The following is a 26049-nucleotide window of genomic DNA, read 5'->3' on the forward strand; positions in this document are numbered from 1 at the left end:
CTCCCGCTACTTCGGGATGATCGTGAACTCTCCGGGCTCGAGATCGTCCACGCAGTCGGTGTCGGGCGCGGTCGGTCGAGCGAGGAACGAGGCCAGCACGCGTTGCGCGCAGGGCGACTGCGGGACCACCCAGTGGCCGATTCCGGGAACCTGAATGGCAGTCGAGCGGGACAGGTCGCGTGCCACGCCCTGCGCCCAGCTCGCACCGGTCTTCGCGTCGAACGTGCCGGAGATGACGAGCGCCGGCACCGAGCTGACCGTGGGCACCCGCTGGACCGAGGCCCGGTCCGCAACGTTCCAGATCCCGCACGCCGGGTACTGGAAGGGCAGCTGGGGGGCCTGGGCCAGGACCGTGTCCGGCCATCCGGGGAAGGCCTTCTGGCCCGCCTCCAGAACGTCGGGTTCCGAGTAGCCGGGAGCCCACTCGCCGCACGCGAACGAATTCGTCAGACCGTGCGCGAACTCGCCGGACTTCTGGACCGAGCCGGCCGCGCGGGCCTGCGCGAAGCGCTCCGGGTTGCCGCGGCTGAGTTCGTCGAGCGCTGCCGGCATGTCCTTGGGGCGGGGAGTGAAGGCGACGATCAGGTTCAGCAGCGCGCCCCCGTCGAGGACGGTCTTGACCGGCTCGCCCCCGTCCGGCGGCGTGACGTCCAGCGTCAGCCGGTGCTTCTCCAGCTTGCGCACCTGCTTCGTCAGCAGCTTAGGGAGGTCCGGGTAGCGGCTCTTGCAGGCGGGCTGCGCCGCGCACGCCTCGAAGATGTTGCGGATCCCCTCGGCGCTGCTGCCCCACGTCCACGGCAGGGTCGCGTCCTGGGGCGGCGTGATCGAGTCGATCGCCATCGCGCGGATGCCCTCGGGGTGCAGGCGCAGGTACGTGAGGGCCAGGTTGCTGCCGTAGGAGTACCCGTAGACGTTCCACTGGGGGATGTCCAGCGCCCTGCGCAGGTCGGCGAAGTCCGCGGCGTTCTCGGTGGTGTTGTACGCGCTCAGGTCGATGCCGTCGGCCGTCAGACGGTTCCGGCAGTCCTGCACCGCCTTCAGGAAGAGCTGCTGTGCCCGCTGGGCGTCGTAGCCGAGGCCGACGGCCTGCTCGTTGAACCGGTCGACCTCCGGGCATGCGAGGTTCGGCCGGTCGTAGAGGTTGCCGCGCTGGGCCATGACGATCAGTTCGCGGTCCTTGTTCAGGCCGGAGTCGATGAGGAAGGGAATGTCGTCGAACGTGTCGGCGCCGGGGCCGCCCGCCATGAAGACCACCGGGTCCTCGGCGGCTTCCGCGGTGGCGGCCGGAATGCGCGCGACGGCCAGCTTGATGGTGGGGCTGCCGGGGCGGGAGCGGTTCTCGGGGACTTCGAGGACGCCGCACCGCGCGTCGCTCAGCGCTTCGATCGGCTCGGGCGGCTTCGGACAGGGACCGGGCACGAACCGGGGGGCCGGGGCCGTGGGGCTGGGCTGCCCGGCGGGCTGGGCAGGTGGTGAGCCGATGCTGCCGCACGCAGGGCCGAAGGCCACCAGGCAGACCATGGCTGCCGCAGCGGCCATGGCGTGTTTGCTGTGCTTTCGCATGTGATCCCGTTCCTCTGCCAGCCGGCATCGGCAGCGGCCCTGCCGGGCCGGGCCGCAGCGTATTAGGCGGAACGCACCTTTTCGACGCTACCGGGTGGCTGGCACGCGTGCACCCGGTAGGCCCGCGACGGTTCGCCAGGAGCTCGGTGTCGGCGGGCCTGTGGAGAGCCCGCTCAAGCGCGTTGCCGGATGTGGTCCCTCAGGCGCCTCCACGCGCACACCGGCGGCGAAGCCGCCAGCGGGCCGCGCCGCACACGGCGAACCCTGCGGAGCCCGGCGAGGGTGAGTTCGTAGGCGACGGCGGCGACGGCGGCCGCGATGAGGGCCGTGCGCCAGCCGATGGCGTCCTCGCCCGGGAAGGTCGGCTCGCCCAGGTTGCCGGAGGCGATGAGGAGGTGTACCGAGGCGTCCACGGCGTCCATGACGTTCATCTCCGCGAGGCGCCGATCTTGCTCGGGTCGAGTCAAAGCAGCCGCTGCTGGCGGGCGTTGACGTGACCCGATGGGTCAAGTGGGACCATCCCGGGAGCGAAGGCGGCGGTCAGCTGCGTGCGGTTGCGGACGTCGAGCTTGCGGTGGACCCGGCTGAGGGTCGACTCGACCGTCTTGGTGGAGATGAACATCCGCTGCGCCGCTTCCAGGTTGGTGGCACCCGCGCAGACCAGGCCCACCAGCCGCAGCTCGTGTTGCGTCAGCTCCGGCGCCGCCCGCCCGCGCGCCGACCTGCCAGGCGTACCCGGCACAGGGGGCCGGCCCGTCAGATGCGAGAGGTGGTCGTCGGTGAGCGCCGTCCAGGGCGCGGCCCCGGCCTCCTCGAACACCGTACGGGCCGTCTCCCACGCGGTACGGGCCGGCGCCGCACGGCGGCGGCGCTCCACCTGGCCCCGGGCCAGATGGGTACGCCCCACCTCGACCGGGCGGCCGAGCACCGCGAAGGAACGGGCGGCGTCGTCGAGGAGTTCGACGGCGTCGTCGTTCTCGCCGTTCAGGTGCAGGCAGACCGCCCGGGCCCGGGTCAGGGGCGCGTGGCCGCTGTGCGGGCCGACCGCGTCGTGCATGCGGTCCAGCAGGTCCTGGGCCGCGGCCGTCCGGCCGGCGGCGGCGAACGCCTCGACGGCGTCGTGCTCCTCGCGGGAGGCGCGCAGTCCCTGGGCGGCGTAGCGCAGGGCCTGCGCGAAGCTGCCGCCGTGGCCGTGGGCGAGCGCGGCCGTGTACCAGGCCGGCCCCGGCGACAGGCCGGCCGTCGACGTGATCTGAGGAACACCGCCGAGGGCGGCACCGTCCCGTACACCTGGTCCGCGACCGGGCTGCCCGCCGGGCTCTCCATCGCGGCCGCGACCGGCACCGTCACAGGAAGCCCGACCATGGCCGGCGCCGGCCAGGTCACGGTCACGGCCACCGACACGGCCGGCAAGACGGGCTCCACCACCTTCACCTGGACCGTCACGGAAGCCTTCTTGGCCGACGCGACCACCGGCGTGATCTGCGGAACCCCGAGCGGCTGGGGCTTGCGCAACGCGACCACGGTCACCGACGCGTCGGCCAAGAAGGCCTCCGCAGACGGTCACCTTCGCCGTCTGCTCGTAACCCGCCCACGGTCGTCGTCTCCTGGAACCAGGGGGCAGGAGGCAGGAGGCGACGGCACCCTCAGCCCTCCCGGGCTTGCGACGGTGACGCGGGGGCATACGGGCAGCATCCTTCAATTCGAGAGGAGCTGTTCATGCTTGGTATGGCGGCAGCGGTGCTCTTCTTCATCGCGTTCCTGATCAATGCGGCGGCCATCGGCACCAACGACGCGTTCTCCTCGACGAACGTGACGCTGCTCGGCCTGATGGCCCTGGCCCTGCACGTGGCGGGTATCGGCTCGGGCCGGCTTTCGAGACGACGCTGAACCCCCTGCGCCGGGCGGTGGAGGTGACTTGCCTTCACCGCCCGGCGCAGACGGAGCGCCTCACTTCAGGTGCCGGTCGAGGAACCGGTTCCGGTCCTCCACCTGGAACCACGGTGTACCGGTGTGCCCGCCCGGATTGGCGTGCAGTGTCTTCTCCGCGCTACCGAAGGCGTCAAACAGGTCCAGGGCCCGTTGCCGGGGGTTCCCTTGGTCGTCCCACTGGAGCAAGAACAGCAGAGGAAGGGTGAGCTGCCCGGCTTCCTCGCGCTGGGCGCGGGGCACGTAGCCCCCTGCGAAGAAGCCCGCGGCCGCGATGCTCGGCTCGACCGCCGCACGGTGGATCCCGACCGCGGTCCACCCCGAGTACCCGACCGGGCCGCCGATTTCGGGCAGCGCCAAGAGGGCGTCCAGGGTGGTCCGCCATCCGGGGACCGCCCTTTCGACCAGCCGGCCGACCAGGCACTCGAAGACCTCGTCGACCGGCTCGCCGGCCTCCGTCGCCCGGCGCAAGCCGGCGCGAAGCTCCTCGTCGGCGGCGGAACGGGGCCGGTCACCGCACCCGGAGGTGTCGATGCCGGCCACCGCGTAGCCGCACGCCGCCGAATGCCGGGCCCGGGCCACCAACCGGTCCGCCTCGTTCTCTCGCACGGCCTCCGGAAACGTGGCAGCGACCGCCGCGCTCCGCCCAGGGGATTCCCGTGGAGACCCCTGGGCCGCGGGTCGGTCACTCTGCCGGCAGCCGCGGTGTGCGGGGCGGTGCCGTGCGCCGGCTGCCGGTCTTCTCGAAGGCGGCGGCGAGGACCAGCAGGGCGTTGTCGTCGTACGCGCGGCCTGCGAAGGTCAGCCCGACGGGCATGCCGGTGTCCGTCATGGCACCCATCGGCACGGTCACCGTGGGGATGCCGAGGTGGCGGGGGACCAGGTTGCCGTTCGCGACCCAGACGCCGTTGCGCCAGCCGAGGTCGGCGGACGCCACGGAGACGTCCATGTCCGCGGGGCCCACGTCCGCGACCGCGGGGAACACCACCGCGTCCAGCCCCAGTCCGTCCATCCACAGCTCCAGGTCGACCCGGCGGGTCTCCTCAAGTCCGCGCACTCCCTGTTCGAGGTGGGGCATGTCGCTGAGGGACGCGTACGGGCGCTCGCGCACGAGGCGCGGGTAGTCGCCGATCGTGTCGTCGAAACCGTGGTAGCGGTCGGGCAGTTCGCCCGCCTGCTTGGGCCAGATGCGGGTGCCGTCGACCTCGGTCAGGGTGGAGAGCGCGGGGTCGCCGTTGGCGCGCAGGAAGTCGTCCCATGCCCAGGCGGACAGGTCTTCGATCTCGAAGGTCAGGAAGTCGCGGCTGACCAGGCCGCGGGTGAAGAGCGAGGGTGCGTCGGGGCGGTCGGACTCGTAGTTCGACACGACGGGGAAGTCGACCTCGACCACCTCGGCGCCGGCGGCCTCCAGGTCGCGGCGTGCGGCTTCCCACAGGGCGATGACCGAGGGACGCGTGTCGATGCGCCGGCCGGTCTGGCCGCCGATGCCTCCCTCGGGGTTCGTTCCGGCCTCGGGGTCGGCGTTGATGTACATCCGGGGTACTCCGACGCGCTTGCCGGCGAGTGCGTCGTGCGCGGACGCGGCGTCGGCGGGCGCGAGCGCCGGGTACGAGGCGGGTCGTACCTGCGACGCCGGGGGCAGCGCGACCCACGGCTGTGCGCGCCACAGGTCACCGCGCGTGTGCGGGTCGTCGGCGACGATGACGTCGAGCAGTTCGAGCAGGTCGGCCATGGTGCGGGTGTGCGGGACCACCACGTCCATGGTCGGTACCAGCGGCCAGTTGCCGCGTACCGAGATCACGCCGCGGCTGGGCGTGTAGGCGCACAGCGCGTTGTTCGACGCCGGTGCCCGGCCCGAGGACCAGGTCTCCTCGCCGAGGCCGAACGCGCCGAACGACGCCGCCGTCGCCGTGCCGGATCCGTTGGAGGAGCCGGAGCCGTAGGCGCTGGTGAGCCAGTCGGCGCTGTACGGGCTCTCCGCGCGTCCGTACACACCGCGCTGCATGCCGCCGTTCGCCATCGGAGGCATGTTGGTCAGCCCGATGAGGACGGCCCCGCCGGCGCGCAGGCGCTCGATGGCGAAGGCGTCCCGCTGGGCGACGAGGTGCTCGAACGCGGGGGAGCCGGACGCGGCGGTCAGGCCCTTCGCGAGGTAGCTGTCCTTCGCGGTGTACGGGATGCCGTCCAGCGGGCCGAGCGTCTCGCCGCGCGCGCGGCGTGCGTCGCTGGCCTCCGCTTCCGCCCGGGCGTCCGGGTTCATCACGACCATCGCGTTGAGAGCCGTGGCCGTACCGGGCCGGTCGTACGCGTCGATCCGCGCGAGGTAGGCGTGGAGCAGCCCGACGGCGGTGGTCTCACCCTTCTCCAGCGCGGCGCGCAGGTCGGCGATACAGGTCTCCACGACATCGAATCCATGCGTCATGCGGGTGCCTCCTCGAGGACGGATCGGTGCAGGCGACCACTGGGGGCCGGTCGAGAACACGTGGCTCACCCCTTCGACGCACTGACTGGATTTTCAGTTTAGACCAGCGTTCTAAGTCTCCGGACCGAGGTGAGCCCATGCCGGCACCACGGACCGGAGCAATCGGGGGAGCGCACGTGGGCCGTGCGGGTGGCATCCACCGAAGGCACGCGTCCGCGGTGGCCGCGGTCACGAATGCCCGTCGAGCGCTCGGCCGCATTGGCCGAGCCATCCGATCTGGGAGTGACCATGCGAAACCGCACCCTCACCGCCGTGTCCGCCGTCGTTCTCGCAGCCTTGTGCGCGGCTCCCGCACTCGCCGCTGCCGACGACACCCCGTCGCGGACCCTGCCTGCGACGGACCACAAGGGCGGCCTGAGTGCGATCGGCCTGACCAGCGACCAGGGCCTGGTCGAGTTCGATGTGAACAAGCCGTCCAAGCCCAGGCCGCTGGGCGAGGTCTCCGGCCTCGTCGGCGACACCAGGCTCGTCGGAATCGACTTCCGTGTCCAGAACGAGCAGCTGTACGGCGTCGGCAATCAAGGCGGTGTCTACACCCTGAACACCGCGAACGCTGCGGCGACGAAGGTGTCCCAGCTGACTGAGGCGCTTGCCGGGACAGCCTTCGGCGTGGACTTCAACCCCGCCGCGAACCGTCTGCGGGTCATCTCCGACACCGGCCAGAACCTGCGCCACAACATCGACGATGCGGCAGCCGCCCTGACCACGACGGTCGACGGGCCCCTCACGAACCCCACCACCCCGCCGTCGACCGCCGTGGGCGTCACCGGCGCCGCGTACACCAACAACGACCTCAACGCCGCAACGGCGACATCCCTGTTCGACCTCGACACGACGGGCAACCGCATCTCCCTGCAGTCACCCGCCAACGCCGGCCTCCTGGCCCCCACCGGCAACCTCGGGGTCGATGCCGACCTCGGCGCCGGATTCGACGTCTACTACAACCCGGACGCGGGGACGAACCGCGGCTTCGCCGCCATCGGCACCGGCGGCGCATACCGCCTCTACTCCGTCGACGTACTGACGGGCAAGGCCACCGACAAGGGTGCCTTCCCGGAGAAGTACCAGGTCACCGACCTGGCGCTGCCCCTCAACCAGAAGTAGACCCACCGCATACCCTCCCCGGGGCCTGCGGGTCGTTGCCCACAGGCCCGGGCCGTTGTCGGACGGTTCCGCCGGCGCGGGGGCGCAGGGTGTGGCCGCGTAGTCGCCCGAAAGCGTGGCGCACGACGACTGGCTACTGTTCGGGTCATGTCTGAGACTTCCGGCCGGCTTTCCCTGGGCATCGATTCCATATCCCCGCCGCAGCCGTCTGGTGCGGTGCCGGGACTGCGCTGCATCGCCGACTGGCTGGCTCCCGAGGCCTGCGAGGCCCTGCTCTCGGACATCGACACCGCCGAGTGGTCGGCACAGCTGAAGCGGCGGGTGCAGCACTACGGCCACCGGTACGACTACGGCCGCCGCAGTGTGGCGGGCGTACGGGAGGCAGCCGCTCCACCGCTTCCCGTATGGGCCCGCCAGGCGGCCGCTCGCCTCACTCGTGAAGGTCTGATGGACCAGGAGGCGGAGCAGGTGATCGTCAACGAGTACCAGCCGGGTCAGGGGATCAGCGCCCACGTCGACTGCCTGCCCTGCTTCGGTCCGGCCATCGCCGCGATCTCGCTGGGGTCAAGCTGCCTCATGGACTTCGCCAACCCCGAGGACGGCACGAAGCTGGCAGTGCCGCTCGCCCCCGGCAGCCTGCTGGTCATGACCGGCCCGGCCCGCTACACCTGGCGCCATGCCATCGCCGCACGCAAGAGCGACCCCGGAACCGGAACCACAGGGCGCGTCGCACGCGGCCGGCGCGTGTCGGTGACCTTCCGTACCCTGCTCGCTCTCGGACCGTAGCCCCGCCGAGCCGCGTAGGGCGGACTCCGGCAGCCGGCCGGGCGCCGGTCACTGGTGGCCCCCGATCGTGATCGGGGGCCACTCGGTTCCTACTCCGGCTTGCCGTTCACGCCCGGCGCAGTGCGGAGCGGCCCGCGTAGCGCGCCGAGTCGCCGAGCTCCTCTTCGATCCGGATCAGTTGGTTGTACTTCGCGGTGCGGTCGGAGCGGGAGAGGGAGCCGGTCTTGATCTGACCGCAGCCGGTGGCGACCGCCAGGTCGGCGATCGTGGTGTCCTCGGTCTCGCCCGAGCGGTGGGACATGACGGCCGTCCAGCCGGCCTGGTGGGCCGTGGACACGGCGGCCAGGGCCTCTGTCAGCGTGCCGATCTGATTGACCTTGATCAGGATCGAGTTGCCGGCGCCGGTGGCGATGCCTTCGCGCAGCAGTGTCTCGTTGGTGCAGAACAGGTCGTCGCCGGTGAGCTGGCAGCGGTCGCCGACGCGGGCGGACAGCTCGCGCCAGCCGTCCCAGTCGTTCTCCGCCATCGGGTCCTCGATGGAGAGGATCGGGTAGGAGTCGATCAGCTTGACCAGGTAGTCGACGTTCTCGGAGGAGCTGCGGCGCACTCCTTCGCCCGTGTAGTCGTACACGCCGTCGCGGAAGAACTCCGAGGACGCCGGGTCCATGACCAGGCCGATGTCCGCGCCGGGGCGGTAGCCGGTGCGCTCGATGGCGGCCATCACGAAGTCGAGGGCCTCCTCGGCGGTACGGAGCGAGGGCGCGAAGCCGCCCTCGTCGCCGACGCCCGTGGAGTGTCCGGCGGCCAGCAGATCGCGGCGCAGCGTGTGGAACACCTCGCTGCCCATGCGGACGGCTTCGGCGAAGGTGTCCGCACCCACCGGCGCGATCATGAACTCCTGGAAGTCCAGCGGATTGTCGGCGTGGGCGCCGCCGTTGACGATGTTCATCATCGGCAGCGGCAGGAGGGTGGCGTCCGCGCCGCCGAGGTAGCGGTAGAGGGGCCGGCGGTGGGCCGCCGCGGCGGCCTTGGCGGCGGCGAGGGAGACGCCGAGAACCGCGTTGGCTCCGAGCCGGGCCTTCGTCGCGGTGCCGTCGAGGGCTACCAGTGCGGCGTCGAGCCCCGCCTGGTCCGCCGCGTCGCGGCCGCGCACGGACGTCGCGATCTCCCCGTTCACATGGGCCACCGCACGGTCGACCCCCTTGCCGTGCCAGCGCGCGGAGTCCTGGTCGCGCAGCTCCACCGCCTCCCGGGCGCCGGTGGAGGCGCCGGAGGGGACGGCGGCGCGTCCCAGGGAGCCGTCCGTCAAGGCGACGTCGACTTCGACCGTGGGGTTGCCGCGGCTGTCGATGATCCGGCGGGCGGTGACCGTCTCGATGGTGGCGTCGACGGTCCCGGCTTCCTTCGCGGACATGTGGGTTCCTCCCCGTTGTGCGGTGCCGGGCCCCGGCTGCGGCAACGGTGGCGCTCGACCCGACATACCAGACTCTACAGCAATGCTGAACAGTTCTGCTGTGCAGTTTCACTGTGCAGACAAGGTGCGCAGTCCTGCTGCAAAGAGGGTTAAAGTGCCCTATGCCCACCACGGAAGCCGCCGCCATCGCCGCCGAACTGCGTACCGCCATGGGCAAGCTCACCCGGCGCGTCAAACACGAGGACCACATCCCGCTGGGCCAGGTCGCCGTGCTGGGTGCACTCGACCGCGCAGGTGCCCTGACCACCAGCGACCTCGCTGCCGACCAGCGAGTACGCCCGCAGTCGATGGCCCGGGCGGTGGGGCTGCTCATGGAACAGGACCTGATCACGCGCCGGGCGCACCCCACGGACGGCCGCAAGTCTCTGGTCGAGCTGTCGGACGCAGGCCGGGCCGCGCTCGAAGCGGAGCGCGGCCGTAGGGTCGGCTGGCTCGCACAGGCCATCGAGGCCGAACTCAGTGACGAGGAACGGGCCCTGCTGGCACGCAGCGCAGCCCTGCTGGAACGGCTCGCCACGCGCTAGGTGTGCGACTGCTGGTGCTTGATTACACCGGGGCCTCGGTCTTCTGCTTGAGGCGTTCGTAGGGTGTCTGGCCGCCGAGGGCGCCGTGGGGGCGGTGGTAGTTGTAGTAGTCCTCCCACTCTCGCAGCTTGTCGTTGAAGACGCCTGTGTCGTCGATGACGAGGCCGTCGAGCATGCGGTAGAACTCTTCGGCGTCGATGCGATGGGAGCGTTCGACTTTGCCGTTGAGGTGCGGTGATGCGGGTTTGATGTAGGTGTGGGCGATGCCCTTGTCGAGAACGTTCCAGTGGAAGGCTGACTGGAACTCCGCGCCGTTGTCGGTCTGGATGACCTCGATGCGGAACGGCAGGCGCTCGAGGACGTAGTCGAGGAACTGGACGGCGGTCTTCTGGTCGCACCGCGGGTAGATCCGCAGCACCCGCAGCCTGGTGCAGTCGTCGATGGCGGTGAACTGGTAGTACTTCGCCCGGCGCCGCCGTTTCGGAAGGGGCCCGGTCACCGGCGCTGCCGCAGGAGCCTGCGCAGGGAGGCCGATCGGCTCGATGAATTTGACGTCGATCTGGACGCGGTTGCCGGGCAACTGCTTCTCGTAGCGGGTGTAGCGCTTGTCGTGGCGTTTGTAGCGCTGGGAGGCCGGCAGCCGGTTCAGCCCGAGCTTCTTGAGGATGCGGTAGACGGCTGAACAGGCGATGTCGATGTCGTGGTACCGCTTGAGGTACATCTTGATCTTCATCGGACCGAAGTAGTAGTGCCGCCGCAGGTAGACGATCTTGTTCACGACGTCGGCCTCGGTGGCGTGAGGACAGTGGTGCGGCTTGCTGGACCGGTCCCGCAGGCCGTCGAGGCCTTCGTCCTGGTAACGGCGCTGCCACTTATAGAAGCAAGTGCGGCTGATGCCGTAGTACCGGCAGGTCAGCGCGACGTTCCCCGTGACTTCTTCGGCGTGTCGCAGGACCGCAAGGCGGTGCTGGGCCTGACGGTCCTGCTGCTGTTGAGGTGAAGGGGGCACGGCAGACCTCCGTCTACTCGGAGACCCATGTGTAACCAACGTCCGGCAGTTTCATAGCTAGCGCGCTGATCGGGACGGCGGGCGTTCGTATTGCGCCAGAGCCGGTAGGCGCGCAGCGCACGGGTCCATGGTGTGCAACCTGATCGGATCCGCGTACCCTCGCTGGCGCGCGGTCAACGCGCCCCGCCTGGCGAGGCCGATGGGTCGATCGGCCGGAAGGGATCGCGGAATGACCGGCCCCGACACCGACGACGAACCCGCCGAGCACCGGCGGTTCGCCCGCTATCTGGAAGCTTTGGAAGCCGTCACCGAGGCTGACGAGGCCGACTTGGCGGCTGCTGTCCTGCAGGACCAGGACGCGATGATGGCGGACAGCGCGGTGGGCCACCATCTGGACCGCCGGGCCTCCGCCCTGCTGACCGACCCCCATTTCACGCCCTGGGCCCAGAACTTCACCGAAGTGATCGCGGACCGCCCCTTCCTCGCCCGCCGCTTGCGCGAATGGAGTCTGCTCAGAACCATCGCCCTGGACGAGCCGTGGGCCGCCGAGGAACTCACCAGCGCATCCGACTGGTTCCAGCGCACGGCCGCGACCACACAGATCGTGACCTCACCCGAAGCCCTCGGGCTGCTGGCCGAGCGCGGACGAACCCGCCGCGTCCGAAATGCGGCGGGCCGCCGGCTGCGGCACGGGGCCCAGCCCACGTGACGTGATCGGACCCCACGGCCTGAGCGCGGTGCCCACAGCCCTGTCGCGGTCCGTGTGCCGGCGCGCCTCGAGGCCGCCGGTAACAGCCGGCGGCCGCCGAGGACGTGCTCGTTGAGTGCTTCACCGGTCCCCACGCCGAGGGCGAACCGTCCCTGACGGGGGTGGTCACCGGCAGGCCCGCGGCCTCGTACCTCCGTGGTGACGGAGCGGGCGGACGGCCCCCGATCGGCGCGTGCTCCTGGCGCGGCGCGGCAAACGTCGCAGCGACCCGGACCACGCGTGTCTCACGGGCGCAGGACCAGTTCGAAACCGCTGCGGGGGAGGGTGGGAATGCGGGACAGGGGGATGGACAGGTCCTGCTCGGGCACGTCGAAGTCGAGCCGGGCCAGCTCCGTCGCGATGACCGCGAGGACGGTCACGGTGATGTCCTCTCCGGGGCACCGGTGGCCGTGGGCGGGGTCGCCGCCTCCCTGGGCAACCAGGAGGCCGATCCGGCTGTGCCCGCCGGTGAAGCGGTGCGGGTCGAACCGGTACGGGTGGGTCCACAGGGCGGGGTCGTGGTTCTGGCCGTACAGGTCGAGCAGGATCAGGGTGTCCTTCGTGATCTCCTCGCCCCGCCAGGTCAGGTCGCGTGCCGCGAGGCCTGCCACGAAGGGGGCGAACGGGTAGAAGCGCCGTACCTCGTGGGCGAACGCGACGGCGTAGCCGCCGTCCGCGCCGGCGCGCAGCAGTTCGCGGTGGTGGGGCCAGCGGTGCAGCGCGTGGGCGGCGAAGGTGGCGAGCCAGGCGATCGCGATCGTGGGGCGGATGACGTTCAGCAGTTCGACCGCGGCGGTCCCGGGGGCGAGGAGATCGCCGTCGGCGTCACGGTGCCGGGCGATGGCGCCCAGGGCGGAGCCGCCGGTGACCGCATCGGGCTGCGTCGCGCGGACATCGGTGACCAGGTCTGCGAGAGCCTGCTCCTGCCGGACCCGGGCCCGGTGGGCGCGGACGTGGCGGGTGCCGGGCGACGCGAAGCCGTCGACCATGGCCGTGCAGTCACGGGACAGGTCCGCGACCGCGGTCCCGGCCAGGGGGACGCCCGCCCAGTCGCACACGGCCGCCGCGAGGGACTCGGCCGCGGTGTCGAAGAGGACCTGGCGCTCCCGCGGCCGGCCGGACACGGACGCCAGGAAACGCTCCCGGACGGCCTCGCCCAGCGCCGCGACACCGTTCGGGTCCTTGAGGAGCGAGAGGAACATGGCCTTGCGGACCCGGTGCGCCCGGCCGTCGAGGGTATGGACGGCGCCGTGCCCGAACAGGGTGGCCAGTACGGGGTCCGGCAGCGCGGCGGCCCTTACGACATGGTCCTCCTGGTAGAAGAAGCCGACCGCTTCCGGACCGCGCAGCGCGATCGTCGGCCGGCCGAGCAGATGGGTCCTGACCATGCCGTCCTCGGCGGCCCGCATCCGGTCGGGGAGCCATGCGTAGCCCTGGGCCATGAGGGAGAGCGTGCTGTCGGTCCAAGGGATGACGGGATGTTTCAGAAGGTGCATATAGGGCGAATGCCCCATGGGTGATGCCGCACACCCTGATCACGGTTCTTGCAGGCTCGATATGTGGCGATATCGGGGGTAGTCGCGAAAACGGGGGCGGTGCTCCGTACGCGGGCGCCGGGTGAAAGGTCGGTGGATCATGAACGCCAAGAAGCAGGACCCGCGCCCGAAGCTGCTTCCCGATATGGGGGCGGCCGTGGACGAGCACGGCCGCCCGCCGGGAGTCCCGTCCCGGACGGGCCCCGGCACCGGCCCGCCCGCCGATCCGGCCCGTGTGCAGCGTGCCGGCGAGCAGGGACGGAGAGCCGGCGCACGGCGGCCGGCCGATGGCGGGGAACGGACGCGTGAACCGGCTGAATGAAATGACCGGGGGGGCAGGCGCGCACACGTGCCGAGATCGCACGCCGAGATCGCACTACGAGCAGAGGAGCGTTGTCATGCCTCGTGGTTCCAGCCCCAAGCGGGAACGGCAGTACGAGCACATCAAGGAGAGCGTCGAGCAGCGCGGAGAGAGCACGAAGCGCGCCGAGGAGATCGCCGCCCGCACCGTGAACAAGGAACGCGCCCGCTCCGGCGAGTCCAAGACCGCATCCCGCTCCTCGAGCCAGGACATGTCGTCCTCCAAGCGCGGCGGACAGCGCTCCCGCAGCGGCGCGCAGGGCCCCACCAAGGAACAGCTGTACGGCGAGGCGAAGCGGAAGGGGATCGAGGGCCGTTCGAAGATGGACAAGGCGGAGCTGAAGCGGGCGTTGGGCCCCTGAACGGCCCGTGCGCGTGTCCAAGCACGGCGGCGTGCACGACCGCGGGGGAGGCGAAGGCGGCGCGGCTCAGCGCCGGTCCAGGATCGAGCTCAGTCCGAACTCGAAGCGCTCGTCGAAGGAGTCGGTGGCCAGGTGGGCGAACGTGCGGTGGAGGGCGAGGTGGCTCGCCTCGGAGACCGCTTCGGCCAGGCCCGGGGTGTGCTTTCGGCGGCGTAGGTGCCGACGACCAGGGCCGCCCGCCCCGTCGCGGTGGGCCAGGAGGGCGCGCCGGTCCGGCTCCTCGGGGAGTCCGGCCAGCGGGGACCTCGCCGGCCACGGGGTCCGCCATCAGCTCCAGCATCCGGGCTGCGAACCACGCTACTGGTCAGTGACCAAGAAGGTGGGGAGCCGTCATGGAACAGCAGCAGCACGTCCTGATCGCGGGAGGCGGTCCCGTCGGCCTGTGGCTCGCGGCCGAACTCCGGCTGGGTGGGGTCCCGGTCACCGTCATCGAACCGCGCACGCAGATCGACCCGCGGCCACTTCGCCGTGCTCGACACCCGGTTCGACTTCCGCGACCTGGACACCCCGTACCCGTACACCCTCTTCATGCCCCAGGGCCGTACCGAGGAACTGCTCCAGGAGTTCGCCCTCTCGCTCGGGCCACGATCCTCCGCGGCCGGCGCGTCACCGGCTTCACCGCGGACCCCGCTGCCCGGCGGACGCCACCGCATCGTCGGCGCCGGCCCCGACAGCCGCCACCGAGTGGCCCGGCGACCTCACCTGGGAGGAACTGCGCCAGAAGGTCGTCGCCGTCGCCGGCGAGGACTTCGGCAACGCGACCCGGCCGGCGGCCGAGTACCGCCGTGGCCGCGTCCTGCTGGCGGGCGACGCCGCCCACCAGCACTACCCCGCCGGGGGGAGTGGGCATGAACGTCGGCATCCAGGACGCGCACAACCTCGGCTGGAAGCGACCGCGACCCAGAACGGCCGTCCCCGAAGTGTTGTTGGACACCTACCACACCGAACGCCACCCGGTGGGCGTCCAGTTGATGGAACACAGCCGGGCCCAGACCGCCGTGATGGCCACCTTCACCCCCGAGGGCCTCGCCCTGCGCTCCCTGCTCGACGGGATGATCGCCACCCGCCCGGAGTTCGGCCGCGCCCTGTCCGAACGGCTCACCGGACATTCCGTCGGCTACCCCGCCGCCGACCCCGGTGCGCACCCGCTCACCGGTACCCGCGCCCCCGGCCTGGCCGTCACCGGCACGGACCGTCGATGCTGAGCCTCCTGCGCCCGGACGCGCACCTCCTGCTCGACCTCACGGCCGCGGGCACGCTCGGCGTCCGCCTGCCGCGGCCCGGGCCCGCCGTCCACACCGCGGCGCCCACCGCCTTGCCGGCCGCCTGGAGCGGGGTACGCGCCGCGCTCATCCGCCCCGACGGGCACGTCGCCTGGGCCGGTGCCGACCAGGACGACGACAAGCCGGCCGCGGCCGCGAACGAGGCCGTCTCCGCGACCTGCTCACCCTGACCCGTACCCGTCGGGCAGTGTCAATGGGTGCGTTGATTGAACAACAGCAAACGCAGCCGCACCGTCGGCGAGTGGCGGCGCGACATCGCGGCACGGCCCGCCCCGCCGGAACGGCGCGCATCATCGCGTGAGGGCCTGACCGGCCACCGACGCATGCGAGCCACCACCCCCCCCGGACGCCCTCCACCCCCACCAGCCGAGGACCGAACTACAGCCAACCGCCGATCTGCAACCAAAGGGTCTAGACCAGCCGAATTGCGCGGAACGCGGGCATGACCGTCGGCCGCCACTGCCTCGAAGTGACCGTCCGTCCCTACGTCCAGTCCGGATACGACTCGGTGAATGCGCGTGTGGATTCGCGGATCGCTTCCTGGAGGTCCACGCGGAAACTGTCCACCGCCGTGTGAACGACGTCGTGGGATCCGCTGTAAACGAGAGTGTCGAGATGGGAACTGTTCGTGTCGTATCACTTCCGGTTCAGGTGAAAGTAAGCGTAGAATGCTTTCGCGAGCGGAAGGTCCCAATCCGAGTAGTCGGCGCGGAAACTGTCCATCGTGTACGCGTCCAGAGGGATGGGGAATTCCTGGCCGATGGGCATGGTCCACTCCATGGACAAGTGCGCCGCCCGGGGTGCCCGGCGAGGTGGCTGGATGTTGTACACGCTCGCCGGGGCCGGGTTCGCCCGTGTCGCGCCCCCTTTCTGGACGGCGCCCCGGACGTCCTTCACCGTCTGTGGGGCGGCCTGCCTCGCAAGCCTTTGCTTATCCCATTCCGGTAGGCGCTGCTTGCATGCCGCCAGGCTCTTCTCCATCGAATCCAGCGTCGCCTGGTAGTGGATCTCCTGGGGAGCGCCGGCCGCCTGGCCGGAGGATTTGAATTCTGATCGAAGGCTTTCCATCATTCCGTACGCGACGCCGTTGGAATTCCCCTTGGCGACCCGCTCAAATTCGTACTTCGAGTCGACCGCCCGTCGCAGTTCCTGGATCCTCTTGTCCTGGCGGTTGGATTCGGGGGCGACGGCGGGTTCCCGATCGATCTGGAACCCGTCCGTTGATTGAAACCGGCAACGGCGAGTTCGTATCTCTCCTTGGAGCGTGCCCATTCTTTGATCCGGGACGGTCCGAAAGTTTCCTTCGCGAGATCCAGGAACTCTGCTTCCAACTTCAGCATGGAAGCGTACACCGCAGATCTGGCGGTTCCTCTGACGTTCTCGATCCTGGCCCGCTTGACGCTGATCTTCGCGGCTATCCGCTCCAGCGCGGCGCGGTGTTGAGAACCTGGCGATACGGCGTTCAGCAGGTCATCGCACTCCTTGAGTATGCGATCCCATTGTGCCGTGCGGGCAATCACGTATTTCGAGGGATAGGAGCACCATTCTTCGGCCAGACGGGCCAGCTTCTTGACGCGCTCGCCGTGCTTCTTGGCCTGCACTGCGACCGTCGCCTCGACCTGGTCTGCCCTTACCTTCGCCTCAACCCGCTTGTATGTCCGGTAGTCCCTGGTCTGGAATTTGGATTTCTCCATGTAGAAGTCAGTGTAGTATTTTTCGTACACCTTGGATGTATCGTAGCCTGCACCCCGGAGTCGAGATGTCACGGTCTTCCGGTCGCTTCTCTGCGAAATTCCCTTGACGCCGACGTGCTGGCAGTACGAGAAGAAGTGTTCCTGTATCTTTCCGGCGAGTCCTGTGAAGTTTTTCGGAAGCTCCTTGCAGCCGGTGATCGCGATGAACGTGGTGGTGGCTCAGGACCGGGAGAATGACGTGCAGTTCGCTACGTGGGAGGGGGAGCGCTTCCCGGACTCCTGTTTCAGCCCGGGGCGCGATCCCTTCCCCGGACCCGGGGAGCGACGCCTGCCGCCCTGTCCGCCGCCCGCACAGCGCCATCCGGACTACGCGCGGTACCCCGGGAGGACTGCCATAGGGACCAGGCCAGCCCGTGCCGGATCCGTTCCTCGTGCGGGGGATGCCGAAGCGGCTGCTCGCGAGCGGACCGTTTTCCCGGGCGGCCCGGGCGTTGCTGACGGCCAGGAACGCCGCCGCGAGCTGGACGAGGGTGACGTGCCGGTTCCAGCCGTGGAAGGAGCACACCTCGTAGTCGGCCGGCCCGCATGCCGACCTTGCCAGCTTGATGGCTCCTTCCACCCGCCAGCGGGCGCCGGGCACCAAGACGATCTCCTCGATCGGTGTGTCCGGCGGGCTCCAGCCGAGGTAGTAGCCCCGTCTCTCGGGCTCGTCCTCGCGGCGGTAGACCTCGTCGGCGGCCACCCACACCCGTCCCTGTGGCAGGTCGGGCAGGATCCGGGAGATCATCACCTCGGGTTGGCGGGGCTTGGTGGCGAAGCCGACCTCCTCGGGCACGTGTGCCGCGCGGCAGCGCCCAGGCGGCCATCACCCCGATCCGGCAAGGGAACACCCCGCCCAGGGCGCCGGAATACCGGCGGGCCACTCCGGCCGGCCGCGGAGGGCTTCGCTCTCGCGTTGCGGGACAAGCCGTAGCGGTTCCGCTCGCGGGCAGCTCGAACGGCGCCCCAGGACTGCGGGAGCTCGACCGGAAACCGGCTTGAGGCGCCATCCATCCAGTGCCACCGGTCCGGACCGGTCTGCTGGCCTTGCGGAAGGGGCGAGTCCGAGGCCGCGGCCGGGTCAGGGCCGGTGTCTGCGGAGCAGCGGGGGAGAGGGATTCGGCAGGGGAGTGGCCGCGGCGGGGGACAGGCCGTCCACGACCAGCGTCACGTAGCGCCGCCAGCCCCCCTCCGCCGGATCCATGGTCCACAGCACGCTCACGAGCATGCCCATGACCCGCTTGACGTCGTCGGGCACGAGGTCCGCCCGGATCACTCCGGCCTGCTGGCCCCGGGTGACCAGCGGATCGAGCGCGTCGAAGAAGCGGGCGCTGGTCTCCGAGGTGATGATCCCCGCGTTCCGCGCGGCCGTGAGCACGTGGTGCTCGTCCGCCGCCGATGTCAGGGCGGCCTCGATGACGGAGGTCAGCGCGCGGCGAGGGTCCTCGTCGTCGAGGGCGTGCTCGATGACGGGCAGGACCTGCTGGGTGAACTGCTGCTCCAGTACCGCCCGCAGGAGGGCCGCCTTGTCCGGGAACCGCCGGAAGAGCGTCGCGATCCCCACGCCCGCCCGTCTGGCGATCTCGTCGAGCGGCGCGTCCGGCCCCTGCTCGGCGTAGACGTCGCGGGCCGCCCGCACGATCTTCTCGACGTTGCGCAGGGCATCGGCGCGCAGGGGCCTGGGGGTCTCGGTGGGCACCTCTCCAGCCTAACAAGTGATAGCCGACCCTTAGTTCGAGTTGACACTCCGCGAGCCCCGAAGTGATAGTTGGCTACTGAATATGGTGTGTCCATTCACGCCACCCCCGTCCGCCCCCCCGTGTCATCCCACGTGCCACCGTCCTGCCCGTCCACCCGCCGCGCCGCCCGGCTCCTCGCGTCACCGCGCCCGGACGGCGGGGCGACGGACCCACGCCCCGAGGGACCCCCCATGTCTCAGCCGTCCACGGCTGCTCCACACACCGGCAAAGTGATCGCCACGCTCGCACTGGCGGGAGTCACCGCGGCGGTCATGCAGACCCTGGTCACGCCGCTCCTCGCGGAGCTGCCGAAACTCCTCCACACCTCCTCCTCGAACTCCGCCTGGGTCGTCACCGCCACCCTGCTGGTCGCGGGCGTGTGCGTGCCCATCAGCGGGCGCCTGGGCGACATGATCGGCAAGCGCCGCATGCTCCTGGCCTGCACCGTGCCGCTGATCGTCGGGTCGGTGGTGTGCGCCCTGTCGAGCAGCGTCGTACCGATGATCGTCGGCCGCGGCCTCCAGGGCATCGGCATGGGCATGATCCCCCTCGGGATAGCCCTGCTCCGCGACATCGTGCCGGCCGAGAAGCTCAGCTCCTCCATCGCCCTGGTGAGCGCCTCCATGGGCATCGGCGGCGGAATCGGGCTCCCGCTCGCCGCGGCCGTCGCGCAGTACGCCGACTGGCGCCTCCTATTCTGGGGCGCGGCCGGACTCGCGGTCGCGGTCGCCGTCATGATCGTCGCCTTCGTTCCCGACGTCCCCGTCGCGGCCAAGGGGCAGCGCTTCGACTTCGCCGGCGCGCTGGGCCTGGCCGTGGGCCTGGTCTGCCTGCTGCTCGCCGTGTCCAAGGGGGCCGACTGGGGCTGGGGCTCGGCGGCCGTCCTCGGGCTGTTCGCCGGTGCGGCCGTCGTCCTGGCCGCCTGGGGATGGTTCGAGTGGCGCACCGTCGAACCGCTCGTGGACCTGCGCACCACCGTCCGCCCGCGCGTCCTGATGACGAACCTCGCGTCGGTCTTCATCGGGTTCGGCATGTACGCGAGCATGCTGGTCGTTCCGCAGCTCCTCCAGTACCCCGAGGCCACCGGCTTCGGCCTGGGCCAGTCCATGCTGGCGGCCGGCCTGTGGATGCTGCCCGGTGCCCTGATGATGATGGCCGTCTCCCCGCTCGGGGGCAGGCTCACCAACGCCCGCGGCCCCAAGGTCACCCTCGTCTCCGGTGCGCTCGTCCTGGCGGCGGGCTACGGAGCCGCCCTCCTGCTGGCCGGTACGGCTCCGGGGCTCATGGTGGCCGCCATGGTCATGAACAGTGGTGTCGCCCTCGCCTACGGAGCCATGCCGGCCCTGATCATGGGCGCGGTGCCCCTCGCGGAGACCGGCGCGGCGAACGGCTTCAACGCGCTCATGCGCTCCCTGGGCACCTCGGTCGGCGCGGCGGTCGTCGGGGTGGTCCTGGCCCAGATGACCACCACGGTCGGCGGTTTCACGTTCACGTCCGAGAGCGGCTTCCGGACCGGCCTGCTGCTGGGCGGCTGCCTCGCCCTGGTTTCCGGAGCCGTCGCCGCCCTCATCCCCGCAGCGCGGGCCGAGCGGCGGACCGCACAGGACCGGACGGGACCGGCGAGCGAAGCCGCGGGCGTGGCCGCGAGCTCGTAGCGACAGCGGCGCCGTCAGCGCTTGGCCCGGCGGTGGGCGATCAGCAGGCCGAGCGCGATGCCCGCCAGCAACGTCACGGTCAGAACGGCCCACAGCGGGATCGTGACCGTCGGGACCCACAGCCGGATGGTGACCTGCCCGGTGTTGACGGCGATGAACCAGATCGCGAGGGCGGCCAGGGCGATGAAGCCAAGGGTCCGCAACCGCACGTTCCGGCCCTTCACGGTCAGCGTCGACGGGCGGTGCGACGTAGAGGCCTTCGATGTCATATCGGACATTATCGACCTGTGCGGGGGATTGATCGACTGCAAGGCGGCCGACGGTCGAAGGCCGAAGGCCCAAGGTCGACGGCCGCTCGGGGCCCGGGCTCGCTGCCCCGGCGCCCGCCTCCCCCGCCCACCCCGGCGCCGCCGCCATACTGATCACCATGCGTGTTGCTCTGATCACGGCAGGTTCCCGGGGTGATGTCGCGCCGTACACCGGGCTCGGCCACCAACTGGCGCGGGCCGGCCACGAGGTCACCCTGGCCACCCACCAGTCCTTCGCGGGCCTGGTGGCCGGAGCCGGCCTGACGTGCCACGGCCTGCCCGTCGACCCGCAGGCGGAACTGCGCACGGAGCACGGCCGCCGACTGCTGAGCAGCGGAAGCGGACCGGGGAAGCTGGCCTGGATGCTGGCCATGGCCAGGCGTCTGGTGGGGGACATGGCGGCCGGGATGCTCGACGCGGCCCGGACCAGTGACGTGCTGCTGCTCTCGGCGTCCGTCGCGCCGCTGGGATACGCCATCGCCGAGGGACTCGGCCTGCCGAGCAGGGGCGTCTACCTGCAACCGCTGGCCTCCACCCGTGCGTTCCCGCCGCCCGTCACCGGCACGCGCTCGCTGGGCGCGGAGGGCAACCGGCTGGCGGCGCGCGCGGTCAACGCCGCGCTTGACCTGGTGTTCGCGGAAGCCGCCCGCACCGTGCAGAGCGAACTCGGGGTTCCCCGGGACGGCAGCCGGGTCCGCCGCCGGCGACGGGAACGGCAGGACTGGCCGGTGCACCACGGGTTCAGTCCGCTCGTGGTGCCCCGCCCGCACGACTGGCGTCCGGCTCTCACCGTCGGCGGCTACTGGTGGCCGTACGATCCGCCGACCGCCGAACTCCCGGCGTACGTAACGGACTTCCTGGAGGCCGGCCCCGCCCCCGTCTTCGTCGGGCTGGGCAGTCCGACGGTGCCGGATCCGCAGCGGGTGAGTCGGCTGATCGTGCAGGCGTTGCGCCTGGCCGGCCTGCGCGGCGTCATCCAGTCCGGGTGGAGCGGTCTGCGGGCGGAAGGCGACGACATGCTGACGATCGGAGAGGTACCGCACGCCCTGCTGTTCCCCCGGATGGCGGCGGTGGTCCACCACGCGGGAGCGGGCACGACGGCGGCCGCGCTCCGGGCCGGAGTGCCGGCCGTGACCATGCCGGTGTGGTTCGACGGCCCGTTCTGGGCCGCACGGCTGGCCGCCCTCGGAGTGTCCCCCGGAGCCGTCCCGCTGAGGCAGTTCACCAACCCCGGGACCCTGGCCGCCGCACTGGGCGCAGCCACCCGCAATCCGCACTACCGGCGCCGCGCCCTCGCCGTCGCGGAGGGGCTCCGGCAAGAGGACGGGGGGAAGCCGGTTCTCGCCGGACTGGCTGACCTGGAGCCCTGACCTGGAGCCCTGACCTGCCGCCCGGCGGGGAACTCTTCGGCGGCGAACGGCTCGCGGACTCCGCCATCCGTGCCACCGCCCTCCGGCGCCGCCGAGCCCCGGTCCGGCTGTTCCATCCGGGTGAGGGGGAAACGATCCGCTGTCCAGGAGGGGTGGGGGAGTCGGTGCGGGGCCCGAGAGCATGACGGTGCCCGCCGGCCGCGGCAGTCGCCCGGGGCCCCTGCGTCAACTGCCCGGGGAAGGCCCGCCGAGGCGGACCAGACACGAACCCTCATGGAAAGGTACAGACAATGACACGACGGACGGTCAGCCGCGCCTGGCGGCTGGTGCTCACCATGGCGGCCGGCATGTGCGCTCTCATCGCCGCCGCCCCGCCCTCCACGGCATGGACGCACGACGGGGAGGCCGGGCTCGCGGCGCCTTCCGGCTTTCTGAACCTGCACCAGTGCGCGCACTACGCGAGCTCGCTCGACGACCACTTCAGCACGTTCCTGACACCCGGTGGAGACGGCCGGTACTCCACCGGCACGAAGCACGCCGCCGCCGCCGACACCGCCGCGGCGTGCGGGCCGGGGAACGGCAACCACGTACCCGTCACGCTCCTGCACGGTGTCAGGGCGCTGAACCTCGGGTCGGGGCGCTACCTCAACCTCCACCAGTGCGACTACTACCGCGCCGCGAGCACCGACCACTTCACCACGCTGGTGACGCCGGGCGGCGACGGCAGGTATTCCACGGGCACGAAGGTCTCCAACACCCCCGAGACCGGCCCGGCCTGCGGCGCCGGCAACGGAAGCCACGTGCCCAACCCGGGGTTCTCCGGCGTCAAGTCCCTGGACCTGATCGCGGGCCGCTACCTCAACCTGCACCAGTGCGTGTACTACTCCGAACGGCACGCCAGCCACCTCACGAGCCTCGTGCCGGCCGCGGACACGCGCTACGCCACCGGGACGAACGTCTCCGACACCGCGGACACCGCACCGGTCTGCGGGCCGGGCAACGGGGACCACGTCCTCATTCCGCTCCTGACCGCCGTCAAGACCGTCCCCCTGGGCTGACGGAACCCGAGCGGGTGAGCCCCCACGTCTGGAGGCTGTACGGCCGCCCCTTCTCCTCCCCGGTGATCAGGGGTACGTCGAGCGGCCGGAAGCCCGCCCGGGTGGCCACGGCGACGCTCGCGAGGTTCTCGGCCTCCAGCTCCAGGATCACCTGCGGCGCGCCGAGTTGCCCGAAGGCGTAGGCGGACATCACCCGTACCGCTCGCGCCGCCAGCCCCTGACCGCGGTGGGCGGGGCCGACCGCGTAGCCGATCTCGAATCCCTCCGGGAACCGGCGCAGCATCACCTCGCCGAGCGGGGCGCCGCCGTCGAGCGTGATGGCTCCGTTGGCTGTCTGCGAGGAGGCAGGCTACCTGGAGCCGGGCGCGCGGGACCGGGAACTTCCCGTGCGGGCGGCCGTCCCGAGCGCGGCCACGTACGCGCCGGGGCGGTGTGTCAGAACACGGAGAGCCGGTCCACCAGCAGCCGCGTCCGCCGCTCGGCGTCCTCCGGTGGCAGCCGGCCCGCACGGGTCAGGGTCGCCAGGCCGTGCAGGGCCGCCCAGAACAGTTCGGTGAACAACGCCGGGTGGACGCCGTCCCCGGCGACCTCGCCCAGGTTGTCCAGCAGGGCGGCGAACGCGTCCTTCAGATGCTTCGGGGTGTCCTCCTTCGCGAACACCAGGCCGCCGTCGAGCTGGAACATCGCTTCGTAGACCGCCGGATTGCGGTCGGCGAAGTCGAGGTAGGCGCGGGCGAGGGAGGTGACGCGGCCGCGCGGGTCATCCGCGGCGGAGGCCGCGCCCCGCAGCAGTCCCGCCATCTCGGCGGCGCCCTCGAGGGCGACGGCGCCGATGATCTCGCGCTTGCCGCGGAAGTGGCTGTAGAGGACGGGCTGGCTGTACTCGATGCGCTCGGCGAGCCGGCGGGTGGTGACCGCGTCCCAGCCCTGCTGCTCGGCGAGTTCGCGGGCCGTCGCCACGATGAGGCGTTCGCGGTCCGCCCGTTCGCGTTCCTTGCGTTCCTGTACCGACATGATTCGATTCTAGCACCGCTAGACAATCGAGCGGCAGTAGCGCTAGCGTTGTCACGTCAGCTAGCAACGCTAGATCCCAGGAGGGGCCATGCTCAACGCACTTGAGGTCTTCACCACCGTGGTCGTCGGCGTGATGGTGGGGGTGGAGTTCTCCGTCGCCTTCGTCATCAACCCCATCCTCAACGCCCTCCCGGAAGACAGCGGTGTGCTCGGCCGCGCCCACGGGGGCCGGATGCTCGGAGCCGTGATGCCGGTCTGGTACATCACCTCGCTCGCCCTCGTCGTGGTGTGGGCCGTCGCCGGATGGCGGCACGACGGCACCGGCCTCGTCATCACCGCGGGGGCACTGCTGGTGCTCAGCGTGATCATGTCGGTCCTGCTGCTCGTCCCGATCAACAACCGGAGCAAGACCTGGACCCCCGACAACCGGCCCGCCGACTGGCAGCAGCAGAAGAACCGCTGGGACCGCTTCCACTACGTCCGCGTCGCCGTCATCATCGCCGCCTTCGCCCTGCTGGCCGCCGCCCTCGCCTGAGCCCGCCCGCGGAGCACGGACACGAGGACCACCAGCAGGACCGCGGTGCCGTACGCGATGTCGGTCAGCACGTCCCGGTAGGCGAACAGCGGCCCGAGGAGGTACACGGCCGCCCCCGCCACGGCGATGCCGAGCCACTCCCAGCGCCCGTCCAGGGCCACCAGCGCGATCAGGAGCAGGGCGTACCAGGAGTAGCCGGGGGTCAGGAGGGCGAAGGCCCAGCCGGTGACCAGCAGGGCCCCGCTCCACGGCCGCCGCGGATCCCCCCGCCGCATCACGTACAGGGACACCCCCGCGACGGCGGCGAGCAGGACGGGGAACGCCCAGGCGTCCGGCAGCACCAGTCGCAGCAGCGCGTAGCGCGAACCCGCCGACGGGTCGTCGTAGCCCTCCTCCTCGACGTAGCCGCCCAGGTAGCCGAAGACCGAGCCGTGCGAGAGCAGGACGTACGGCAGGTAGGAGGCCGCCACGAGGGCCGCGGCGGGCAGCAGCACGACGGCCGTGTCGCGGACGCGGCGGCCCCCGGACAGGACGCCGGACAGCGCGCCGGGGAAGACGACGGCGGGCATCAGCTTTGTCGCGACGGCAGCGCCGATCAGGAGTCCGCCGGCCGCCCGCCGCGTGGTGGCCCGGGTGGCGACCAGGCCGAGGCCGGCGACCGCGAGGAGCACGCCCAGAACGTCGACGTGCGCGTTGTTCACCGCTTCGAGCGGGACGGCCGGACACCAGGCCCAGTAGGCGGCCTTGCGGAGGTCGTCACCGCGGCGCCGCAGGATCGACAGGAGCACTCCGGTCACGCCCAGGGACAGCAGGCCGGCCCCGATCTGGAGCGGTTTGTGCCGGGCACCGGCGGGGGAGAGGCGGTCGACGACCAGGAAGTAGGCCTCGGCCACGGGCGGGTAGATCGTGTGCACGGCGGGCCGGTTGACGCGGGTGCAGCGGGGCGTCCCGTAGGCGGAGGGGATCCGGGCCAGGCCCGGACCGGCGCAGGCCGGGCCCGAGGGGAACAGCCAGGGGTCGCGCAGCCCGGCAAGGGCCGGATCCTGCGGCGCGTGGTCGTACGGTGACACGGCGGCGGACTGGACCCGGCCGTCCCACGCGTAGCGGTACGAGTCCGTACTGGTGCGCGGCGGCCCGGCCAGCCCCGTCACGGTGATCGCCACGGCGCCGGCCAGCACCAGCGGCACGACCAGGGCGGCCGGCACACGGCGCAGGACGAGCAGAGCCACGGCGAAGAGCGCCCAGCACCCCGCGTACCACCAGAACAGGTCGACGGAACCATGGCTGCCGTACCCGACGGCGAGCGCGAGAGCGGCCGCGAGTGCGGCCACGGCGGAGGAGGCGAGGGCGGTGGTCGGATTCACCCGGGCAAGGCTTCCAGGAAGGAGCGGGCGAACGGGCCCCCACACCGCCGACGT

28 protein-coding genes and 2 pseudogenes are annotated in these 26049 nt (G+C 71.2%); 15 read left to right on the forward strand and 15 right to left on the reverse strand.

What is annotated here, in order from left to right:
• Window positions 1-6 precede the first annotated feature (6 nt).
• The 3 genes from ACTVZO_RS37440 to ACTVZO_RS37450 form a co-directional block, all read right to left on the reverse strand.
• Window positions 7-1563, reverse strand: a complete 1557-nt coding sequence (locus ACTVZO_RS37440) for an alpha/beta fold hydrolase (RefSeq protein WP_443302606.1) — start codon at window positions 1561-1563, stop codon at window positions 7-9.
• Window positions 1564-1736: 173 nt separating this feature from the next.
• On the reverse strand, window positions 1737-1994 hold the full coding sequence (locus ACTVZO_RS37445) for a hypothetical protein (RefSeq protein ID WP_443302607.1): 258 nt from the start codon (window positions 1992-1994) through the stop codon (window positions 1737-1739).
• A gap of 32 nt (window positions 1995-2026) precedes the next feature.
• Entirely contained in the window at window positions 2027-2620 is a 594-nt protein-coding gene (locus tag ACTVZO_RS37450) for a helix-turn-helix transcriptional regulator (RefSeq protein WP_443302608.1), read from the reverse strand.
• Between ACTVZO_RS37450 and ACTVZO_RS37455 the strand changes: the two genes are divergently transcribed.
• Together ACTVZO_RS37455 and ACTVZO_RS37460 are read left to right on the forward strand one after the other, a co-directional pair.
• Window positions 2588-3328, forward strand: a complete 741-nt coding sequence (locus ACTVZO_RS37455) for an Ig domain-containing protein (RefSeq protein ID WP_443302609.1) — start codon at window positions 2588-2590, stop codon at window positions 3326-3328. The two genes, ACTVZO_RS37450 and ACTVZO_RS37455, sit on opposite strands and share 33 nt — an antisense overlap.
• The gene (locus tag ACTVZO_RS37460) at window positions 3304-3453 is read left to right on the forward strand and encodes a hypothetical protein (RefSeq protein WP_443303437.1); all 150 of its coding nucleotides are present in this window, start codon (window positions 3304-3306) and stop codon (window positions 3451-3453) included. Before ACTVZO_RS37455 ends, ACTVZO_RS37460 begins: the two co-directional genes overlap by 25 nt.
• A gap of 60 nt (window positions 3454-3513) precedes the next feature.
• On the opposite strand, the gene ACTVZO_RS37465 is transcribed toward ACTVZO_RS37460, so the two are convergent.
• Entirely contained in the window at window positions 3514-4101 is a 588-nt protein-coding gene (locus ACTVZO_RS37465; protein WP_443302610.1) for an alpha/beta hydrolase, read from the reverse strand.
• Between the two features lie 76 nt (window positions 4102-4177).
• Entirely contained in the window at window positions 4178-5914 is a 1737-nt protein-coding gene (locus tag ACTVZO_RS37470) for an amidase (RefSeq protein WP_443302611.1), read from the reverse strand.
• Window positions 5915-6202: 288 nt separating this feature from the next.
• Between ACTVZO_RS37470 and ACTVZO_RS37475 the strand changes: the two genes are divergently transcribed.
• The gene (locus ACTVZO_RS37475) at window positions 6203-7078 is read left to right on the forward strand and encodes a DUF4394 domain-containing protein (protein ID WP_443302612.1); all 876 of its coding nucleotides are present in this window, start codon (window positions 6203-6205) and stop codon (window positions 7076-7078) included.
• Between the two features lie 147 nt (window positions 7079-7225).
• The gene (locus tag ACTVZO_RS37480; RefSeq protein WP_443302613.1) at window positions 7226-7864 is read left to right on the forward strand and encodes an alpha-ketoglutarate-dependent dioxygenase AlkB; all 639 of its coding nucleotides are present in this window, start codon (window positions 7226-7228) and stop codon (window positions 7862-7864) included.
• 106 nt (window positions 7865-7970) lie between these two features.
• Here the strand turns inward: ACTVZO_RS37480 and eno are convergent, their stop codons facing one another.
• Window positions 7971-9278 carry a phosphopyruvate hydratase gene (gene eno, locus ACTVZO_RS37485; RefSeq protein ID WP_443302614.1) on the reverse strand — a complete coding sequence of 436 codons (1308 nt, stop codon included), beginning with the start codon at window positions 9276-9278 and terminating at the stop codon, window positions 7971-7973.
• 161 nt (window positions 9279-9439) lie between these two features.
• Between eno and ACTVZO_RS37490 the strand changes: the two genes are divergently transcribed.
• Window positions 9440-9862, forward strand: coding sequence for a MarR family winged helix-turn-helix transcriptional regulator (locus tag ACTVZO_RS37490; protein WP_443302615.1), 423 nt, complete (start codon window positions 9440-9442; stop codon window positions 9860-9862).
• Between the two features lie 22 nt (window positions 9863-9884).
• Here ACTVZO_RS37490 and ACTVZO_RS37495 read toward each other — a convergent pair whose 3' ends face one another.
• Window positions 9885-10871 carry an IS481 family transposase gene (locus ACTVZO_RS37495; protein WP_443298085.1) on the reverse strand — a complete coding sequence of 329 codons (987 nt, stop codon included), beginning with the start codon at window positions 10869-10871 and terminating at the stop codon, window positions 9885-9887.
• 229 nt (window positions 10872-11100) lie between these two features.
• On the opposite strand from ACTVZO_RS37495, the gene ACTVZO_RS37500 reads away from it, so the two are divergent.
• The gene (locus ACTVZO_RS37500) at window positions 11101-11580 is read left to right on the forward strand and encodes a hypothetical protein (RefSeq protein ID WP_443302616.1); all 480 of its coding nucleotides are present in this window, start codon (window positions 11101-11103) and stop codon (window positions 11578-11580) included.
• Window positions 11581-11864: 284 nt separating this feature from the next.
• On the opposite strand, the gene ACTVZO_RS37505 is transcribed toward ACTVZO_RS37500, so the two are convergent.
• A complete protein-coding gene (locus ACTVZO_RS37505; RefSeq protein WP_443302617.1) occupies window positions 11865-13061 on the reverse strand; it encodes a cytochrome P450 in 1197 nt (398 codons plus the stop codon).
• 491 nt (window positions 13062-13552) lie between these two features.
• Here ACTVZO_RS37505 and ACTVZO_RS37510 point away from each other — a divergent pair, with 491 nt between their 5' ends.
• The 5 genes and pseudogenes from ACTVZO_RS37510 (at window position 13553) to ACTVZO_RS37530 (ending at window position 15389) form a co-directional block, all read left to right on the forward strand.
• Window positions 13553-13876, forward strand: coding sequence for a plasmid stabilization protein (locus tag ACTVZO_RS37510; RefSeq protein WP_443302618.1), 324 nt, complete (start codon window positions 13553-13555; stop codon window positions 13874-13876).
• A 392-nt stretch (window positions 13877-14268) separates the two neighbouring features.
• Window positions 14269-14343 (forward strand): annotated as a pseudogene (locus tag ACTVZO_RS37515) (hypothetical protein); the annotation flags it as partial.
• Window positions 14319-14723, forward strand: a pseudogene (locus tag ACTVZO_RS37520) (hypothetical protein); the annotation flags it as partial. The pseudogenes ACTVZO_RS37515 and ACTVZO_RS37520, both read left to right, overlap by 25 nt.
• A 61-nt stretch (window positions 14724-14784) precedes the next feature.
• Entirely contained in the window at window positions 14785-15141 is a 357-nt protein-coding gene (locus ACTVZO_RS37525; protein ID WP_443303392.1) for an FAD-dependent monooxygenase, read from the forward strand.
• Complete coding sequence (locus ACTVZO_RS37530; RefSeq protein WP_443303393.1) at window positions 15135-15389, forward strand: aromatic-ring hydroxylase C-terminal domain-containing protein; 255 nt, start codon at window positions 15135-15137, stop codon at window positions 15387-15389. Before ACTVZO_RS37525 ends, ACTVZO_RS37530 begins: the two co-directional genes overlap by 7 nt.
• A 466-nt stretch (window positions 15390-15855) precedes the next feature.
• Here ACTVZO_RS37530 and ACTVZO_RS37535 read toward each other — a convergent pair whose 3' ends face one another.
• The 3 genes from ACTVZO_RS37535 to ACTVZO_RS37545 all read right to left on the reverse strand — a co-directional run bounded on the left by ACTVZO_RS37535 (window position 15856) and on the right by ACTVZO_RS37545 (window position 18651).
• Complete coding sequence (locus ACTVZO_RS37535; RefSeq protein ID WP_443302619.1) at window positions 15856-16290, reverse strand: hypothetical protein; 435 nt, start codon at window positions 16288-16290, stop codon at window positions 15856-15858.
• Window positions 16287-16985 (reverse strand): hypothetical protein, encoded by a 699-nt coding sequence (locus ACTVZO_RS37540; RefSeq protein WP_443302620.1) that lies wholly within the window; start codon window positions 16983-16985, stop codon window positions 16287-16289. The genes ACTVZO_RS37535 and ACTVZO_RS37540 overlap by 4 nt, the downstream gene beginning before the upstream one ends.
• Before the next feature lie 1048 nt (window positions 16986-18033).
• Window positions 18034-18651 carry a TetR/AcrR family transcriptional regulator gene (locus tag ACTVZO_RS37545; RefSeq protein ID WP_443302622.1) on the reverse strand — a complete coding sequence of 206 codons (618 nt, stop codon included), beginning with the start codon at window positions 18649-18651 and terminating at the stop codon, window positions 18034-18036.
• Window positions 18652-18882: 231 nt separating this feature from the next.
• On the opposite strand from ACTVZO_RS37545, the gene ACTVZO_RS37550 reads away from it, so the two are divergent.
• Window positions 18883-20346 (forward strand): MFS transporter, encoded by a 1464-nt coding sequence (locus ACTVZO_RS37550; RefSeq protein ID WP_443302623.1) that lies wholly within the window; start codon window positions 18883-18885, stop codon window positions 20344-20346.
• A gap of 14 nt (window positions 20347-20360) precedes the next feature.
• On the opposite strand, the gene ACTVZO_RS37555 is transcribed toward ACTVZO_RS37550, so the two are convergent.
• Window positions 20361-20615: a DUF1049 domain-containing protein gene (locus ACTVZO_RS37555; protein ID WP_443302624.1), complete on the reverse strand. Its 255-nt coding sequence runs from the start codon at window positions 20613-20615 to the stop codon at window positions 20361-20363.
• A gap of 158 nt (window positions 20616-20773) precedes the next feature.
• On the opposite strand from ACTVZO_RS37555, the gene ACTVZO_RS37560 reads away from it, so the two are divergent.
• Together ACTVZO_RS37560 and ACTVZO_RS37565 are read left to right on the forward strand one after the other, a co-directional pair.
• Window positions 20774-22024: a glycosyltransferase gene (locus ACTVZO_RS37560; RefSeq protein WP_443302625.1), complete on the forward strand. Its 1251-nt coding sequence runs from the start codon at window positions 20774-20776 to the stop codon at window positions 22022-22024.
• Window positions 22025-22314: 290 nt separating this feature from the next.
• Window positions 22315-23082, forward strand: a complete 768-nt coding sequence (locus ACTVZO_RS37565) for a hypothetical protein (RefSeq protein ID WP_443302626.1) — start codon at window positions 22315-22317, stop codon at window positions 23080-23082.
• Here ACTVZO_RS37565 and ACTVZO_RS37570 read toward each other — a convergent pair.
• On the reverse strand, window positions 23060-23401 hold the full coding sequence (locus tag ACTVZO_RS37570) for a GNAT family N-acetyltransferase (RefSeq protein WP_443303394.1): 342 nt from the start codon (window positions 23399-23401) through the stop codon (window positions 23060-23062). The genes ACTVZO_RS37565 and ACTVZO_RS37570 overlap by 23 nt on opposite strands.
• 116 nt (window positions 23402-23517) lie before the next feature.
• Window positions 23518-24096: a TetR/AcrR family transcriptional regulator gene (locus ACTVZO_RS37575; RefSeq protein ID WP_443302627.1), complete on the reverse strand. Its 579-nt coding sequence runs from the start codon at window positions 24094-24096 to the stop codon at window positions 23518-23520.
• 88 nt (window positions 24097-24184) lie between these two features.
• Between ACTVZO_RS37575 and ACTVZO_RS37580 the strand changes: the two genes are divergently transcribed.
• Window positions 24185-24631, forward strand: a complete 447-nt coding sequence (locus ACTVZO_RS37580) for an anthrone oxygenase family protein (protein ID WP_443302628.1) — start codon at window positions 24185-24187, stop codon at window positions 24629-24631.
• On the opposite strand, the gene ACTVZO_RS37585 is transcribed toward ACTVZO_RS37580, so the two are convergent.
• Window positions 24571-25995 carry a glycosyltransferase 87 family protein gene (locus ACTVZO_RS37585; RefSeq protein ID WP_443302629.1) on the reverse strand — a complete coding sequence of 475 codons (1425 nt, stop codon included), beginning with the start codon at window positions 25993-25995 and terminating at the stop codon, window positions 24571-24573. The genes ACTVZO_RS37580 and ACTVZO_RS37585 overlap by 61 nt on opposite strands.
• Window positions 25996-26049: the final 54 nt, after the last annotated feature.

Origin of the sequence: Streptomyces sp. IBSNAI002 (assembly GCF_052244475.1) — a bacterium.
Classification (GTDB): domain Bacteria; phylum Actinomycetota; class Actinomycetes; order Streptomycetales; family Streptomycetaceae; genus Streptomyces.

What these genes read in the sequence shown, in the direction of transcription:
- ACTVZO_RS37440 (WP_443302606.1), bottom strand. Translation starts at nt 1,563, where the DNA reads ATGCGAAAGCACAGCAAACACGCCATGGCCGCTGCGGCAGCCATGGTC.
- ACTVZO_RS37445 (WP_443302607.1), bottom strand. Translation starts at nt 1,994, where the DNA reads ATGAACGTCATGGACGCCGTGGACGCCTCGGTACACCTCCTCATCGCC.
- ACTVZO_RS37450 (WP_443302608.1), bottom strand. Translation starts at nt 2,620, where the DNA reads ATGCACGACGCGGTCGGCCCGCACAGCGGCCACGCGCCCCTGACCCGG.
- ACTVZO_RS37470 (WP_443302611.1), bottom strand. Translation starts at nt 5,914, where the DNA reads ATGACGCATGGATTCGATGTCGTGGAGACCTGTATCGCCGACCTGCGC.
- ACTVZO_RS37475 (WP_443302612.1), top strand. Translation starts at nt 6,203, where the DNA reads ATGCGAAACCGCACCCTCACCGCCGTGTCCGCCGTCGTTCTCGCAGCC.
- ACTVZO_RS37480 (WP_443302613.1), top strand. Translation starts at nt 7,226, where the DNA reads ATGTCTGAGACTTCCGGCCGGCTTTCCCTGGGCATCGATTCCATATCC.
- eno (WP_443302614.1), bottom strand. Translation starts at nt 9,278, where the DNA reads ATGTCCGCGAAGGAAGCCGGGACCGTCGACGCCACCATCGAGACGGTC.
- ACTVZO_RS37490 (WP_443302615.1), top strand. Translation starts at nt 9,440, where the DNA reads ATGCCCACCACGGAAGCCGCCGCCATCGCCGCCGAACTGCGTACCGCC.
- ACTVZO_RS37500 (WP_443302616.1), top strand. Translation starts at nt 11,101, where the DNA reads ATGACCGGCCCCGACACCGACGACGAACCCGCCGAGCACCGGCGGTTC.
- ACTVZO_RS37505 (WP_443302617.1), bottom strand. Translation starts at nt 13,061, where the DNA reads ATGGCCCAGGGCTACGCATGGCTCCCCGACCGGATGCGGGCCGCCGAG.
- ACTVZO_RS37510 (WP_443302618.1), top strand. Translation starts at nt 13,553, where the DNA reads ATGCCTCGTGGTTCCAGCCCCAAGCGGGAACGGCAGTACGAGCACATC.
- ACTVZO_RS37525 (WP_443303392.1), top strand. Translation starts at nt 14,785, where the DNA reads ATGAACGTCGGCATCCAGGACGCGCACAACCTCGGCTGGAAGCGACCG.
- ACTVZO_RS37530 (WP_443303393.1), top strand. Translation starts at nt 15,135, where the DNA reads ATGCTGAGCCTCCTGCGCCCGGACGCGCACCTCCTGCTCGACCTCACG.
- ACTVZO_RS37535 (WP_443302619.1), bottom strand. Translation starts at nt 16,290, where the DNA reads ATGATGGAAAGCCTTCGATCAGAATTCAAATCCTCCGGCCAGGCGGCC.
- ACTVZO_RS37550 (WP_443302623.1), top strand. Translation starts at nt 18,883, where the DNA reads ATGTCTCAGCCGTCCACGGCTGCTCCACACACCGGCAAAGTGATCGCC.
- ACTVZO_RS37555 (WP_443302624.1), bottom strand. Translation starts at nt 20,615, where the DNA reads ATGACATCGAAGGCCTCTACGTCGCACCGCCCGTCGACGCTGACCGTG.
- ACTVZO_RS37560 (WP_443302625.1), top strand. Translation starts at nt 20,774, where the DNA reads ATGCGTGTTGCTCTGATCACGGCAGGTTCCCGGGGTGATGTCGCGCCG.
- ACTVZO_RS37565 (WP_443302626.1), top strand. Translation starts at nt 22,315, where the DNA reads ATGACACGACGGACGGTCAGCCGCGCCTGGCGGCTGGTGCTCACCATG.
- ACTVZO_RS37575 (WP_443302627.1), bottom strand. Translation starts at nt 24,096, where the DNA reads ATGTCGGTACAGGAACGCAAGGAACGCGAACGGGCGGACCGCGAACGC.
- ACTVZO_RS37580 (WP_443302628.1), top strand. Translation starts at nt 24,185, where the DNA reads ATGCTCAACGCACTTGAGGTCTTCACCACCGTGGTCGTCGGCGTGATG.